Consider the following 15,188-nt stretch of genomic DNA (forward strand, 5'->3'; position numbering starts at 1 on the left):
GAGGTGTCCCGTCGATGAACCGACAGTGAACGAATCGACAGCGAACCTTAGGAGAATTTCGTGGCTCTTCAGACCGTCATCCTCGCCGCCGGCATGGGCTCGCGCCTCGGTCGCGCCCTGCCCAAGCCGCTCACCGAGTTGAGCGACGGCCGCACGATCATGCAGCAGCAGCACGACAACATCCGTGCCGCGTTCGGCGACGACGCCCTCATCACCACGGTCGTCGGCTACCGCGCCGAGACCATCATCGAGGCGTTCCCGAACGTGAACTACGTGCACAACGAGCGCTACGACGTCACCAACACCTCCAAGAGCCTGCTGCGTGCGCTCAGCGTGACCGGCAAGGGCGGCGTGCTGTGGATGAACGGCGACGTCGTCTTCGACCCGCGCATCCTGGGCCGCGCGATGCCCTACATCGAGCGGGACCAGTCGTTCGTCACCGTCAACACCTCCAAGGTGAGCGACGAGGAGGTCAAGTACACGGTCACCCCCGAGGGCTACATCAAGGAGCTGTCGAAGACCGTCAAGGGCGGGCTCGGCGAGGCGGTCGGCATCAACTACATCTCCGCGGCGGACAAGAAGGCGTTCATGCGCCAGCTGCAGCGCGTGGACGACCAGGACTACTTCGAGCGTGGCCTCGAGCTCGCGATCGCCGAGAACGGCCTGCTGCTCGAGCCGATGGACATCTCCGACCTGTACGCGGTCGAGATCGACTTCGCCGAGGACCTCGAGCGCGCCAACCACTACGTCTGATCCTGCGATCGCGTCGAGAGCCCGGTTCCCCCAGCGGATGCCGGGCTCTCGGCGTTCTGTATGCCGGGCTCTCGGCGTACTCGCGGATCTCGCACATAGGATCGCCTCATGCGCGAGAAGGTTCACAAGATCCACTCGCTCCCTGACGACGCCCCGTGGGACTCCCCCGTCCCGCCGGTGGGATCCCCGGAGCATCCGCTCGTCGTGCGCGGCCTCGACCGCGTCATGACCGTGCAGCGCCCGCTCGTCGTGGCGCACATCCGCAGCATCCGCCGGCGCCATCCCGAGGCGACGCCCGCGCAGATCGTGAAGATCCTGGAGAACCGCTACCTCACGGCGGTGACCACCGGGGGCGCAGCGGTGGGCGCCACCGCGGTCATCCCCGGGATCGGCACGGGCGTGACGCTGGCGCTGTCGGGCGTGGAGACCGCCGGATTCATGGAGGCCACCGCCCTGTTCGCCCAGTCGCTCGCCGAGGTCCACGGCATCGCGATCGACAACCCGGATCGCGCGCGGGCGCTGGTGATGACGCTCATGCTCGGCAAGGAGGGCGTCGACCTGGTCTCCCAGCTCGCCCGGCAGGCCGTCGGAAAGGGCGGCCCTCGCTCGGCGTACTGGGGCGAACTGGTCACCAAGTCGCTGCCGCGCGCCGCGGTCGGGCCGCTCCTGGACCGGCTGAAGTCCGCGTTCATCCACCAGTTCGCCACCCGCGACAGCGCCTCGCTGCTCGGGAAGGCCCTGCCCTTCGGCATCGGCGCCGCGATCGGCGGCGCCGGCAATCACCTCCTCGGCCGTCGCGTGCTGACCACATCGCGGCGTGCGTTCGGGATCGCCCCCGCCAGCCTGCCGGCCGAGCTCGAGCCGGTGCCCGGCACGGAGCGGATCGAGAGCAGGATCGTCGACGGCGCGAAGTTCGTCGGCAATGCCGTCGCCGGAGCGGCAGGCTCCGCCGTGCGCGGCCTGGGCGCCGCAGGCCGGAAGACGGGCGGGATGCTGCGTCGCAGGGATCGCGAGCAGGCCGGCGACGAGGTCGCCGCCGCGGAGCGCTCCTCCTCCACAGACGAGGCCTGAGCCCGGCTTCTCCCCCGGTCACGGCGACGGGGGTCCAGCGGCCGTGTGCGGGTCGGCGGCCGCTCCTACCGTGACCGCATGCTCTACCCGATCGACCCGAAAGCCCCGCCGCCGCCCATCGCGCACTGAATCTTCGGCCTTTTCTCGTTACACCGAGGTGATACGCGGAGGAGCGCACGACGGCCGTGCTCCCAGTGCGCGGCATCCTGCAAACCATCCGCGGACCCGTTGTGGCGAGCGTCCAACGGCTCCCCGCGCCCCGGCACTAGGGTGGATTCCGTGACGGACACGCCTGACCTCTCGACCACGGCCGCCAAGATCGCGGACCTGCGCGCGCGATACACCGAAGCGGTCATCGACGCGGAGAAGAAAGCCCAGGAGAAGCAGCACGCCAAGGGCAAGATGACCGCCCGCGAGCGGATCGAGCTGCTGGTCGACAAGGGCAGCTTCGTCGAGTTCGACGAGTACGTCCGACACCGCACCACCGCCTTCGGCATGGACCGCAACCGCCCTTACGGCGACTCCGTCGTCACGGGCATCGGCACGATCCACGGCCGCACCGTGGCGGTGTACTCCCAGGACTTCACCACCTTCGGCGGCTCGCTCGGCGAGGTCTCCGGCGACAAGATCATCAAGATCATGGAGTTCGCCCTCCAAGGCGGGATGCCGATCGTCGGCATCCTCGACTCCGGCGGGGCGCGCATCCAGGAGGGCGTGCTCGCGCTCAGCAAGTACGGCGAGATCTTCCGGCTGAACACCCGCTCGTCCGGGGTCATCCCGCAGATCTCGATCATCATGGGACCGGCCGCCGGCGGCGCCGTGTACGGCCCGGCGCTCACCGACTTCGTCATCATGGTCGACAAGACCAGCCAGATGTTCGTCACCGGCCCCGACGTGATCAAGACGGTCACCGGCGAGGACGTCGGCATGGAGGACCTCGGCGGCGCGCTCACGCACAACACCCGCTCCGGCGTCGCGCACTACCTCGCCGAGGACGAGGACGATGCGATCGACTACGCACGCACGCTGCTCGGGTTCCTGCCCGACAACAACATGGCCGAGATCCCGGCGTACGAGACGTCGTTCGAGTTCCAGACGACGGATGCCGACCGCAGCCTGAACACGATCATCCCCGACTCCCCCAACCAGCCCTACGACATCCACGACGTCATCCAGCACGTGGTGGACGACGGCGACTTCCTCGAGGTGCAGCCGCTGTTCGCGCCGAACATCGTGATCGGCTTCGGCCGGGTCGAGGGCCGCTCGGTCGGGATCATCGCCAACCAGCCGTCGCAGATGGCCGGCACGCTCAACATCGACGCGGGCGAGAAGGCCAGCCGCTTCGTCCGCTTCTGCGACGCGTTCTCGATCCCGATCGTCACCCTCGTCGACGTGCCCGGATACCTGCCCGGCACCGACCAGGAGTGGACCGGCGTCATCCGCCGCGGCGCCAAGCTGATCTACGCCTACGCCGAGGCGACCGTGCCCCTGGTGACCGTGATCCTGCGCAAGGCCTACGGCGGTGCCTACATCGTGATGGGCTCGAAGCAGCTGGGCGCCGACGTGAACCTCGCCTGGCCCACCGCCGAGATCGCGGTGATGGGCGGCCAGGGCGCCGTCAACATCCTGTACCGGGGAGAGATCAAGCGGGCCGAGGAGGCCGGTGAGGACGTCGCGGCGGTGCGCACGCGGCTGGCCAACGAGTACACGTACAGCGTCACCTCGCCGTTCCTCGCCGCCGAGCGCGGCGAGATCGACGGCATCATCGAGCCCGCGGCCACCCGCGTCGCCATCGCCAAGGCCCTCCGGGCCCTGCGCGGCAAGCGGGCAGAGCTGCCGCCGAAGAAGCACGGGAACATCCCGCTGTGAGCGAGCCGTCGCCGCAGCCGGCCATCGTGCGCGGAGCACCCACCGAGGAGGAGCTCGCCGCGCTGATCGCCGTCGTGAGCGAGGCCTACGCGCACGAGAGCGAGGAGGCCGTGGCGGAGCAGCCGCCGGTCTCGGTGTGGCAGCGCACCCAGCGCGGGCTGCGCCGTCCACTGCGGCGCGACATCCCCTGGGGCCGCTTCTCCGGCTGAGGATGCCGTCCGAGCGGCGATCCCTTCCGGAAGGCCGGATCTGCCCCCGAAGAGCCGGTTTTGTCCCCCGAAATACCTACAGACAGACCCGTTGCGAATCGGAAGACTGGTGTCAACGCTTCGCGTTAGGCGGATGCTCTGTCCCAGGGTAGGCAGACGCACAACCGCCCTTTAGCGGACAGTTTTCGGGTAGCTGTTCCGCGCTGGCGAGGGGCGGGCGGCTTCGCCGCCCCTCGCCCTCTCTCTCCCCCAGCCGATCGGATCCCCAGCCGGTCGGCCCTGGACGACCGGGCGGTCCTGGACAGCCGCGCTCACGCCCGATCCGTCCGTCTGCGCGACGGATCGGACGACGCCGGGCGGATGCCGCGCTCAGTCCGCCTTCCGACGCGGGATCTCGTGCCACAGGTCGACCCCGTCCTCGTCGTGCCCGCCGGCCGCCCGGCCGACCACCGTCACCGCGACGGTCTCATCCCGGCCGGCGCGGATGATCACCCGCTCGGACCGCACCTCAGCGAGCACGTCGGCGAGCTCGTCCCGGATCTGCGCTCGCCGCTCCTCCGGCACGTCATCCAGACCGCCCTCGTCGAACACGGTGACCACGACGCCACGGCGCCGGGCAGCCTGGATCGCGTCCCGCACCGCATCGTTGAGCAGACTCGCCCCGCGCAGCTCGTCCCGCAGCCGCCCCTCGGCGAGCCGCGCCTCCAGCCGCTCCTCCGGAGTGAGCCGACCCTGCGCGGCGACCGTCCTGCCCAGCACGGGGCCGGCCACCTCGAGCGCGAGCTGCACCCGCATCCGCCTCTCCCGCTGCCGCACCAGCTGCGTCGCATGCCAGGCCGACACGGCCTGCTGGATGTCCGCCAGCCGCTCCGTGTCGCGCACCGCCCGCCCCCAGAAGAACACCAGCAGCTGCGCCAGCACGAGCCAGGTGATGGAGCCGACGAGACCGAAGGTGAAGGCCTCGCCGATGCCGAGGAAGGCGCAGGCCGACACGATCAGCGTCGCCAGGATCACCCAGCCGAACATCGGTCGCCGCCGCACCACGCAGACCACGCCGAGCAGGCCGATCCCCCCGATGTACCAGGTGGCGAAGGGCGCGGTGCGCACCGCCGGCTCGAGGGACAGGTTGACCAGCACGGGGATCACGGCGCTCGCGGCGAGCGCGAGGACGGCGGCCCACAGCGGCATCCGTACGCTCACCGCCTGCTGCACGAGGACGACGGTGAGGATCGTCGCCAGGTAGAGGAAGATCGCCGCGACCATCAGCAGCGGCGCTGTGGGCTGCACGATCCACCACACCGCGCGCGCAGCGAAGTACACCGCGAACCCGAGGGCGAGACCGGTGGCCATGCTGCGGACGGTGCGCCTCATGCCGCCTCCCACGACAGGGTGACGGTCGTCCCGCCGGGCCCGGACCGGACGTCCGCGGTCCCGGCGATGGCCGCCATCCGGGCCAGGATCGATGCGCGGATGCCGAGCCGGTCCGCCCCGATCGCGTCGACGTCGAAGCCGGGGCCGCTGTCGAGGACCGTCACCGACATGGCATCCGGTCGCGCGGCCTCCACCACGACGTGCAGGCCGCGCCCGCCCGCGTGCGTCATCGCGTTGCCGATCGCCTGACGCGCGGCGAGCACGATCGCGCGCGCCACCCGCTCCGGGATCGCCGCCGGGACGCCCCGCTCCTCCACGACGGCGTCGGCGCCCAGCTCGGACAGCGCCCGCCGCAGCTCCGCGACGACCTGCACGCCCGCGATCGGCTGCTCGTTGCCCTCCTGCGCGATCGACGCCTCCGTGTTCGCCAGCCGGGTGAGCGCCTCCCTCGCCATCCCCGCGGCCAGGCCGCGCTCGCGGTCGCTCTCGGCGCGCTCGGCCGCGATGAGCGCCGCGAGCACGCTGTCGTGCATGAGCGCGGCCAGCGACACCCGCTCCTCCTCGGCGGCGGTGGCGGCCGCGGCCCGGGCGTAGGCGGAGACGGTCTGCGAGCGCACCTCGTCGACCCCGCCGGCGACCTGACGGAACATCCACGCCAGGGAGACGATCACCATGCCGAGGATCAGGGTGAACGACACGTCGAACGCGGTCGAGATCCAGAAGCTCTGCGAGAACTCCCCCTGCACGAGCCGCACGAAGCCGTACACGAACGGGACGGCGATGGCCCACGCGAACTGCAGCACCACGGGGAAGGCGATCATGGCCGCGGCCACCCCGATGTTGACCAGGAAGAAGATCCACGGCTGGGTGTCCGGCGTGCGCACCGCCGGGTTCACCACCTGCGGCCACAGCAGCAGCGCCAGCACGTACACGACGGCGAACGTCCCGCACGCCTGCCGGGCCCACCGGCCGGTGATGCAGGCCAGGATCATCGCCAGCAGCGGGCCGAACACCATGATCATCATCGCGATGCGCGCGGGGTCCGCCTCGGGCAGCCGGGTGATCGCGGCGAACAGCGCCTGCGCCCCCAGCGCCGTGGATCCGATCGCGGTGACGATGCCGAGGATGCGCTCCATCCGCTCCCCGGTGAAGCGCTCGAACTCGCCGCCGTTCACCCCGGGCGACGGGATGCGGCTCCACGCCTCCCGGATGGACCCGGCCTCAGCCGCCACTCGTCACCCCGTCGGGGGAGACGATGCCGTCCTCCATCGCGCGGCGCAGCAGGTCGACCTTCGTCGGCGCGGGGCGTCCGACCTCGACGTACTTCACCCGGATGCGGGTGATGTTCTCCTTCGCCGTGGAGTACGCGACGCCGAGCCGCTCCGCCACGACCTTCAGCGGCAGCCCCGTCGCGTACAGGCGCAGCACCTCGCGCTCCCGGCTGGAGAGCTGCGCGTGGGCGAACTCGCGGTCCCCGTCGACGGCGCTGGCCCATTCGACGTTGTTCAGCGCGTCTCCGCGGGCGACCGTGCGGATCGCGTCGAGCACGTCGTCGAGCGCGGAGGACTTGCTCACCACCCCGGCGGCGCCGGCCACGAGCGCCTCGCGCACCGCGGCCGGCCGGTCGGCGACGCTGTGGATCACGACGCTCGCGCCGTCGGCGACGAGGGTCGCCACGTTCTCGGTCACCGTGGTGCCGTCCCCGAGGGTGAGGTCGAGGACGACGACGTCCACCGGCGGGGCATCCGACGACGCGCGCCATGCGAGGTACTCGCGCACGGTCGCGCCGGAGAACACGACGGTCTGCTCACCGTCGCGCTGGCAGGCCGCTTCCAGGCCGAGACGCACGGACTCGTGGTCGTCGATGAGGGCGACGGTGCTCATACGCTCAGCCTACTGACGGCTTCCGCGGTCGCGAGACGGCCCGCCGTCACGACGCCGCGGGCAGCAGCAGCGCCACCGTCTCGAAATGGTGCGTGTGCGGGAACAGGTCGAAGGCGCGCAGCCGCTCCACCCGCCAGCCGAGGTCGCGGAACGTGCCGAGATCGCGGGCGAGCGCCACCGGATCGCACGCGACGTAGGCGATCGCCTCCGGGGAGAGCGCGTGCACGCCCTCCACGACCGCGCGCCCCGCGCCCGAGCGCGGCGGGTCCAGCACCACGGTTCCTGCGCGCGTGCCCTCGGGCGCACCCGCCAGGAACCGGTCGACGCGGGCGGTGACCGCCTCGACGTCGAGGTCTGCGAGATTCTCCCGCGCGTGGGCCGTGGCGCGCGGATCGGACTCCACCGTGACGATGTCCGTGGCGCCGAGCCCGGCGAGGGTGGCGGAGAGCAGGCCGACGCCGCCGTACAGGTCGAAGTGCGTGGCATCCGGATCGACCCGCCCGGCGAGGGCGTCCACGACCGCGTCGTGCAGCGTCCGCGCGGCCGCCGGATGCACCTGCCAGAACCCGCCGGCATCGAGCCGGAAGTCGCGTCCGGCCACCGTCTCGACGATGGTCTCCGGCGCCGGACGGTGCCGTCCCCGGTCCGGGCGGGCGAGCACCCGCACGCGGCCGTCCGCGGGCTCGACGAGATCGACGCGCCCGGGCTTCAGGCCCCGCAGCCCGCGCGCCGCCTCCGCCACCGCGGGGCGGGCGAGCGGATGCGAGGACACCTCGATCACCCGGTGGCTGCGCGGCGCGTATGGGCCGATCCGCCCGTCCTCGGCCACGTGCAGGGTGAGCCGCGTGCGCCACCCCAGCCCGTCGCCATCGTCGAGACCGGCCACCGCCGGGGCCTCCAGGCCGCCGCCGGCGAACCGGTCCAGCGCCTCCTGCAACACCCGCCGCTTGAGCACCCGCTGATGGTCCAGGGCGATATGCCCCAGGTCGGCGCCGCCGGCGCGGTCCTGCGGCGCGCGCGTGATCTCCGCCTCCGGCCACACGTGCGGGCGGCGGTGGGGGGATGCCTCGAGCACGTCCACGGCGTCGGCCCGCCAGAACCGGCGGGTCTCCCCGCTGCCCTCGGCCAGCCGCGCACGCACCCGCTCCCCGGGGATGGCATCCGACACGAACACCACCCGTCCCTCGTGCCGGGCGACGACCGTGCCGCCGTGGGCGATGCCGGTGATATCGAGATCGAGGGTGTCGCCAGCGGGAGAGGTCATCCTCCGATGATCCCAGATACCGTGGAGGGCATGCGCGTGTGCCTGGCATCCACCTCCCCCGCCCGTCTGATGCTGCTGCGGCAGGCCGGGATCGAGCCGGTCACGATGGCGCCGCAGGTGGACGAGGAGGCGGTGGCGGCCGCCGCGGAGAGGGCGCGCGGCACCGCCCTGGCACCGGACGAGCTGGTGCTGCTGCTCGCTCGCGAGAAGGCCGCCGACGTGGCCCGGCGGCTGCGCGCCGAGCAGCCGGACTTCGACGGCCTCGTCGCCGGCGGCGATTCCATGTTCGAGATCGGCGGTCGGGTGTACGGCAAGCCCTACACGCCTGAGGAGGCCACCCGGCGCTGGCGCGGGATGCGCGGATCCACCGGGACACTGCACTCGGGGCACTCCGTGTTCCGGCTCTCCCCCGGCGCCGACCCGCGCGAGGCAACGGCGGTCGCGGAGGCGTCGGTGACGTTCGCGGCGGACGTGTCGGATGCCGAGATCGCCGCGTACGTGGCATCCGGCGAGCCGCTGCACGTGGCCGGCGCGTTCACCGTGGACAGCCTCGGCGGCGCGTTCATCACGCGCGTCGAGGGGGACCCGTCGACCGTGGTCGGGATGTCGCTGTCCACCCTCCGGCGCCTGGCCGGCGAGCTGGGCGTGGTGTGGACCGAGCTCTGGTGACGCGCGGGACGCCGCAGGCGCAGTGGTAGCCGGGACGACACGATCTCCGCGATTTCTTGTGGAGAGTCGTCAAAAGGAACGCGCGCGCACTCGCTAGGCTGACAGTCATGCCTGATATCGCCAAGGTGCTCATCGCGAACCGCGGCGAGATCGCCGTACGCATCATCCGCGCCGCCCGTGACTCCGGGATCTCCTCCGTCGCCGTGTACGCCGACCAGGATCGGGATGCGATGCACGCGCGACTCGCCGACGAGGCCTACGCCCTGGACGGCTCCACGAGTGCGGAGACGTACCTGCAGATCGACAAGATCCTGTCGGTGGCGCGCCGGTCCGGCGCCGACGCCGTGCACCCCGGCTACGGCTTCCTCGCCGAGAACGCCGAGTTCGCGCGCGCCGTGATCGGGGCAGGGCTCACCTGGATCGGGCCCTCGCCGGAGGCGATCGAGGCCCTCGGCGACAAGGTGACCGCCCGGCACGTGGCGGAGAAGGTGGGCGCGCCGCTCGCCGCCGGCACCCCGGGGCCGGTGGACTCCGCCGACGAGGTGATCGCCTTCGCGAAGGAGCACGGCCTGCCCATCGCGATCAAGGCCGCGTACGGCGGCGGCGGGCGCGGGCTGAAGGTCGCCCGAGAGCTGGACGAGGTCGCCGAGCTGTTCGAGTCCGCCACGCGCGAGGCGGTCGCCGCCTTCGGCCGCGGCGAGTGCTTCGTGGAGAAGTACCTCGACAAGCCCCGGCACGTCGAGACGCAGTGCCTCGCGGATGCCGCCGGCAACGTCGTCGTCATCTCCACGCGCGACTGCTCGCTGCAGCGGCGGCACCAGAAGCTGGTCGAGGAGGCGCCCGCGCCGTTCCTCACCGAGGAGCAGAACCGCGCCCTGTACGACGCATCCAAGGCGATCCTGCGCGAGGTCGGCTACGTCGGCGCCGGCACCTGCGAGTTCCTCATCGGCGCGGACGGCACCGTGTCCTTCCTCGAGGTGAACACCCGCCTGCAGGTGGAGCACCCCGTCTCCGAAGAGGTCACCGGCATCGACCTCGTCCGCGAGCAGTTCCGCATCGCCGCGGGCGGCACCATCGACTACGCCGACCCCGAACCGCAGGGCCACTCGATCGAGTTCCGCATCAACGGCGAAGACCCCGGCCGTGGCTTCCTGCCGCAGCCCGGGCCGATCCACGTGTTCAAGACGTTCGGCGGCCCCGGCATCCGTCTCGACTCCGGCGTCACCGCCGGCGACACGGTCTCCGGCGCGTTCGACTCGCTGCTGGCGAAGATCATCGTCACCGGCCGCAGCCGCGAGGAGGCCCTGGAGCGCGCCCGCCGCGCCCTGGACGAGTTCGAGGTCGCGGGCCTGCCCACCGTGCTCCCGTTCCATCGCAAGGTCGTCCGCGACCCCGCCTTCACCGCCGAGAACGGCGAGTTCGGCGTGTACACCCGCTGGATCGAGACCGAGTTCGTGAACGACATCCCGGCATGGGACGGCGAGCTGGAGGACCCGGCGTCGGCCCCCGGCCGGCACACCGTCGTCGTCGAGGTCGGCGGCAAGCGCCTCGAGGTGAGCCTGCCCGACCGCGTCGCCGCGCCGGTCGCGAACACGGCGGGTCGCCCGGCCGCCGTGCCGCCGTCGCGCCGCAGCCACGCGGCGACCGTGAACGCGGGAGCCTCCGGCGACGCGGTGAAGTCGCCCATGCAGGCCACCGTCGTCAAGGTCGCCGTCGAGGAGGGCCAGCAGGTCGTCAAGGGCGACCTGGTCGTGGTGCTCGAGGCGATGAAGATGGAGCAGCCGCTGCAGGCGCACAAGGACGGCGTCATCGGCAACATCAACGCCGAGCCGGGTGCGACCGTGTCGGCGGGGCACCAGCTGCTGACGATCTCCTGAGCCGTGGGCGGCGACGTCTGAGGCGACCCGTGGTTCGTCTCGGGCGCGCCGCACGCGTCCCCGCCCGACGACCGGGACGGGGACGGCGCGGCCCGCGGCGGGCGCGTCCAGACGCTACGCGATGTTGACGTGCATCGCCCGGCTGGCGTCGGTGATGCTCGTGGACAGCGACGGGTATGCGGCGAACACGCGGGAGACCTGGTCGACCGTCAGGCGTCGCTCCACCGCCACGGCGAGCGGGTAGATCAGCTCGGAGGCCTTCGGCGCGACGATCACCCCTCCGATCACTGTGCCCGACCCCTTGCGGGCGATGACCTTCACGAACCCGTCGCGGATGCCCATCATCTTTGCGCGCGGGTTGGCGGCCAGCGGCAGCTTGTAGACGATGCCGTCCGCGACCCCGTTCTCGACGTCCTGCTCCGAGTAGCCGACGGTCGCGATCTCCGGCGCGGTGAAGATGTTCGCGGTGATCTTGCGCTGCTCCAGCGGGATCACGATGTCGCCGAGCGCGTGGAAGACCGCGGTGCGCCCCTGCATGGAGGCGACCGAGGCGAGCGGGAAGAAGTTGGTGCAGTCCCCCACCGCGTAGATGTTCGGCACCGAGGTGCGCGCCACCCGGTTCACCCGGACGTGCCCGGACTCCGTCAGCTCCACACCGGCGTCCTCGAGGCCGATGCCGGCCGTGTTCGGGATCGACCCGACCGCCATCAGGCAGTGGCTGCCCTCCACCGTGCGGCCGTCCGCGAGCGTCACGCGCACGCCGTCCTCAGTGGTCTCCACCGTCTGCGCGCGGGACTTGGACAGCACCTGCATCCCGCCGCGCGTGAACACGCTCTCGAGCACCTTCGCGGCGTCCTTGTCCTCGCCGGGGAGCACCTGGTCACGGCTGGAGACCAGGGTGACCTTGGCGCCGAGGTTCATGTACGCGGACGCGAACTCGGCGCCGGTCACACCGGAGCCGACCACGATGAGGTGCTCGGGCAGCTCCTTCATGTCGTACAGCTGCGTCCAGGTGAGGATGCGCTTGCCGTCGGGTTTGGCGGAGTCCAGCTCGCGCGGCGAGGCGCCCACCGCGACGACGAGCGTGTCGGCCTCCACCCGGTCGAAGTCCGTGCCGCCGGGGGCGGTGGACACGACGATCGCGTTCGCCCCTTCCAGCCGGCCGTGCCCGGACAGGATCCGCACGCCCGCCCCGAGCAGGGCGGTGCGCATGTCCTCGGACTGCTGACCGGCCAGCGCCAGCAGGCGCTTGTTCACGGCGGCGAGGTTGATGGCGATCTCGGGCTTGAGCGGCTTGCCGTTCGCGCCCTTCGCGTAGAACTGCACGCCGAGATCGGATGCCTCGGCGATCGCCACCGCGGCATCCGCCGTCGCGATCAGGCTCTTCGAGGGCACCACGTCGGTGAGCACGGCCGATCCGCCGACCCCGACGCGCTCCACGAGAGTCACCTCCGCGCCCAGCTGCGCGGCGGCGAGTGCCGCCTCGTAGCCGCCGGGACCGCCGCCGAGCACGGCGACACTCTGCCTGTTCGCGAAGGGAGTCTGAGACATGGATTCCATTCTTCCGCAATCATGGCCGCGGAGCCTGCACGTTCATAGAGTGGACTCATGCCTGAGACATCCACGAACCCCCTGGACGACGCGAGCGCGAACCCCTTCGTGGTCGCCGCCGAGGCCGCCGCGGACATCGCGCGGCTGACCGGGGTCGAGCATCACGACATCGCCCTCACCCTCGGGTCGGGCTGGGGCAAGGCGGCCGAGCTGATCGGCGAGACCGTCGCCACGATCCCCGCCACCGAGGTGACCGGGTTCTCCAAGCCCGCCCTCGAGGGGCATGTCGGCACCCTCCGCAGCATCCGCACCCCGCAGGGGAAGAACGTGCTCGTGATCGGCGCGCGCACGCACTACTACGAGGGCCACGGGGTCCGCCGGGTCGTGCACTCCGTCCGCACCGCCGCCGCCACGGGGTCGAAGATCATGGTGCTCACCAACGGCGCCGGCGGCATCCGCGAGACGTGGAAGCCCGGCCAGCCGGTGCTGATCAGCGACCACATCAACCTCACCGCCGACTCCCCGCTCGAGGGCGCCACCTTCATCGACCTCACCGACCTGTACGCGAAGCGCCTGCGCGACATCGCCCGCTCGGTCGACCCCACCCTCGACGAGGGCGTGTACACCCAGTTCCGCGGGCCGCACTACGAGACGCCCGCCGAGGTGCAGATGGCGAAGGCGATCGGCGGCCACATCGTCGGCATGTCCACCGCGCTCGAAGCCATCGCTGCCCGCGAGGCGGGCATGGAGGTCCTCGGCTTCTCGCTGATCACCAACCTCGCCGCGGGCATCCAGCAGACGCCGCTCAGCCACGCCGAGGTGATCGAAGCCGGACGCGAGGCGGAGCCGGTGATCTCGGCCCTGCTCGCCCGAGTGATCGAGGCGCTGTGAGCGACCGACTGACCCAGGCCCGCGCCTGGCTGCGGCAGGACCCCGACCCCGAGACCCGGGACGAACTGGCCGGCCTGATCACGCGCGCCGCCGGCGGCGACACCGCTTCGCTGGCCGAGCTGGACGACCGGTTCGGGTCGCGGCTGGCGTTCGGCACCGCGGGGCTGCGAGGGGCGCTCGGTGCCGGCAGCAACCGGATGAACCGGGTGCTCGTCGCGCAGGCGGCGGCCGGTTTCGCCTCCTACCTGCTGGCGCGGTCGGCGGGTGCGCGGCCGACCGTGGTGGTCGGCTACGACGGCCGCCGCAACTCCCGGCGCTTCGCCCTGGACTCCGCCGAGCTGTTCGCCGGGGCCGGGCTGCGCGCCATCCTGCTGCCGCGCTTGCTGCCCACCCCGGTGCTCGCGTTCGCGGTGCGCCACCTTGGCGCGGATGCCGGGGTGATGGTGACCGCCAGTCACAACCCGCCGGACGACAACGGGTACAAGGTGTACCTCGGCGGCGCGGACCAGGGGTCGCAGATCGTGGCGCCGGCGGATGCCGAGATCGCCGGACACATCCAGCGGGTGGCGGATGCCGGGGACATCGGGCTGCTGCCGCGCTCGGACGCCTACGAGATCGCCTCCGAGGAGGTCGTCGACGCGTACGTGGCGGCGACCGCCGCCGTGGCGCCGGCCCCGTACGGGGTGCAGGAGATGCGCTGGGTGTACACCGCCATGCACGGCGTCGGCTGGGAGACGTTCTCCCGCGTGCTGAAGAGCGCCGGCTACCCGGCGCCGCGGATCGTGGAGGAGCAGCGCGACCCCGACCCGACGTTCCGGACGGTGGCCTTCCCCAACCCGGAGGAGCCGGGGGCGATGGACCTCGCCTTCGCCCGTGCCCGCGCGGTGGATGCCGAGTTCGTGCTCGCGAACGACCCCGACGCCGACCGCCTCGCCGTCGCCGTGCCCGATCCGGATGCGGAGGGCGGCTGGCGCCGGCTCACCGGCAACGAGGTCGGTCTGCTGCTGGGCTGGCGCGCCGCCCGGGCCGCGCAGGACACCGAGGGGGCCTCGCTGGCGTGCTCGCTGGTGTCCTCGCCCGGGCTGGGTGCGATCGCGGAACGGTACGGTCTGGACTTCCACGAGACGCTGACCGGCTTCAAGTGGATCTCGCGGGCGCCGGGGATGGTCTTCGGGTACGAGGAGGCGCTCGGCTATCTCGTCAACCCGCAGACCGTGCGCGACAAGGACGGCATCTCCGCGGCCGTGGCCATGCTCGGCCTCGCGGCCGATGCGCGCGTGCGCGGCACGACGATCAGCGGGCTGCTGGAGGAGCTGAGCGCTCAGATCGGGCACTTCGCGAGCGGGCAGGTCTCCATCCGCGTCGACGACCTGTCGGTGATCTCGGGAGCGATGGCCTCGCTGCGCGCCCAGGCGCCGGCATCCTTCGGCGACCGCGCCGTGGCATCCGCCGAGGATCTCGCCGTCGCGGTGGACGGCGGGATGCCCGCGGGCGATGTGCTGCGCTACCGCCTGGCCGACGGGTCGCGCGTCATCGTGCGCCCGAGCGGCACCGAGCCGAAGCTGAAGGTGTACATCGACGCCCGCGGCGAGTCGGCCGAGGCGGCGCGCGCCGCCGTCGCCGAGCTCGAGGCCGCCGTCCGCGCCCTCCTCGCCGATCGCGCCTGACCCCGCGTCCTCCCCCCACCCCCGTTCCCCCACCTCCCCACCTTCCCCACCTCCCCACCTCCCCACCTTCCCCACCTTCCCCACCTTTCCGGGTTTGGGGCGGATTTTCGCG

Annotated in this window: 13 protein-coding genes; 8 read left to right on the top strand and 5 right to left on the bottom strand. The window is 71.9% G+C overall.

Annotation, left to right across the window (positions count from 1 at the left end; genetic code table 11):
- Positions 1 to 60 precede the first annotated feature (60 nt).
- From JSY13_RS08665 to JSY13_RS08680, 4 genes are all read left to right on the top strand, one after another.
- Positions 61 to 753 carry a phosphocholine cytidylyltransferase family protein gene (locus JSY13_RS08665; RefSeq protein ID WP_259606305.1) on the top strand — a complete coding sequence of 231 codons (693 nt, stop codon included), beginning with the start codon at positions 61 to 63 and terminating at the stop codon, positions 751 to 753.
- Between the two features lie 108 nt (positions 754 to 861).
- The gene (locus JSY13_RS08670) at positions 862 to 1,824 is read left to right on the top strand and encodes a hypothetical protein (protein ID WP_259606306.1); all 963 of its coding nucleotides are present in this window, start codon (positions 862 to 864) and stop codon (positions 1,822 to 1,824) included.
- Positions 1,825 to 2,094: 270 nt separating this feature from the next.
- On the top strand, positions 2,095 to 3,693 hold the full coding sequence (locus JSY13_RS08675; protein ID WP_432806405.1) for an acyl-CoA carboxylase subunit beta: 1,599 nt from the start codon (positions 2,095 to 2,097) through the stop codon (positions 3,691 to 3,693).
- On the top strand, positions 3,690 to 3,902 hold the full coding sequence (locus JSY13_RS08680; RefSeq protein WP_259606308.1) for an acyl-CoA carboxylase subunit epsilon: 213 nt from the start codon (positions 3,690 to 3,692) through the stop codon (positions 3,900 to 3,902). The genes JSY13_RS08675 and JSY13_RS08680 overlap by 4 nt, the downstream gene beginning before the upstream one ends.
- A 369-nt stretch (positions 3,903 to 4,271) precedes the next feature.
- Here JSY13_RS08680 and JSY13_RS08685 read toward each other — a convergent pair whose 3' ends face one another.
- From JSY13_RS08685 to JSY13_RS08700, 4 genes are read right to left on the bottom strand one after another with little or no spacing between them, the layout of a single operon-like run.
- Entirely contained in the window at positions 4,272 to 5,273 is a 1,002-nt protein-coding gene (locus tag JSY13_RS08685; protein ID WP_259606309.1) for a hypothetical protein, read from the bottom strand.
- The gene (locus JSY13_RS08690; RefSeq protein WP_259606310.1) at positions 5,270 to 6,505 is read right to left on the bottom strand and encodes a sensor histidine kinase; all 1,236 of its coding nucleotides are present in this window, start codon (positions 6,503 to 6,505) and stop codon (positions 5,270 to 5,272) included. Before JSY13_RS08690 ends, JSY13_RS08685 begins: the two co-directional genes overlap by 4 nt.
- Positions 6,495 to 7,157, bottom strand: coding sequence for a response regulator transcription factor (locus JSY13_RS08695; RefSeq protein ID WP_259606311.1), 663 nt, complete (start codon positions 7,155 to 7,157; stop codon positions 6,495 to 6,497). Before JSY13_RS08695 ends, JSY13_RS08690 begins: the two co-directional genes overlap by 11 nt.
- A gap of 46 nt (positions 7,158 to 7,203) precedes the next feature.
- Positions 7,204 to 8,421: a class I SAM-dependent RNA methyltransferase gene (locus JSY13_RS08700; protein ID WP_259606312.1), complete on the bottom strand. Its 1,218-nt coding sequence runs from the start codon at positions 8,419 to 8,421 to the stop codon at positions 7,204 to 7,206.
- A gap of 30 nt (positions 8,422 to 8,451) precedes the next feature.
- On the opposite strand from JSY13_RS08700, the gene JSY13_RS08705 reads away from it, so the two are divergent.
- Complete coding sequence (locus JSY13_RS08705; protein ID WP_259608180.1) at positions 8,452 to 9,090, top strand: Maf family protein; 639 nt, start codon at positions 8,452 to 8,454, stop codon at positions 9,088 to 9,090.
- A gap of 107 nt (positions 9,091 to 9,197) precedes the next feature.
- Positions 9,198 to 10,967, top strand: a complete 1,770-nt coding sequence (locus tag JSY13_RS08710) for an acetyl/propionyl/methylcrotonyl-CoA carboxylase subunit alpha (protein ID WP_259606313.1) — start codon at positions 9,198 to 9,200, stop codon at positions 10,965 to 10,967.
- Positions 10,968 to 11,081: 114 nt separating this feature from the next.
- On the opposite strand, the gene JSY13_RS08715 is transcribed toward JSY13_RS08710, so the two are convergent.
- Positions 11,082 to 12,527, bottom strand: a complete 1,446-nt coding sequence (locus JSY13_RS08715) for an NAD(P)H-quinone dehydrogenase (RefSeq protein ID WP_259606314.1) — start codon at positions 12,525 to 12,527, stop codon at positions 11,082 to 11,084.
- Between the two features lie 48 nt (positions 12,528 to 12,575).
- Between JSY13_RS08715 and JSY13_RS08720 the strand changes: the two genes are divergently transcribed.
- Both JSY13_RS08720 and JSY13_RS08725 read left to right on the top strand, forming a co-directional pair.
- Complete coding sequence (locus JSY13_RS08720; protein WP_259606315.1) at positions 12,576 to 13,409, top strand: purine-nucleoside phosphorylase; 834 nt, start codon at positions 12,576 to 12,578, stop codon at positions 13,407 to 13,409.
- Complete coding sequence (locus JSY13_RS08725; RefSeq protein WP_259606316.1) at positions 13,406 to 15,076, top strand: phospho-sugar mutase; 1,671 nt, start codon at positions 13,406 to 13,408, stop codon at positions 15,074 to 15,076. The genes JSY13_RS08720 and JSY13_RS08725 overlap by 4 nt, the downstream gene beginning before the upstream one ends.
- Positions 15,077 to 15,188: the final 112 nt, after the last annotated feature.

Source organism: Microbacterium neungamense, from assembly GCF_024971095.1.
GTDB lineage: Bacteria > Actinomycetota > Actinomycetes > Actinomycetales > Microbacteriaceae > Microbacterium > Microbacterium neungamense.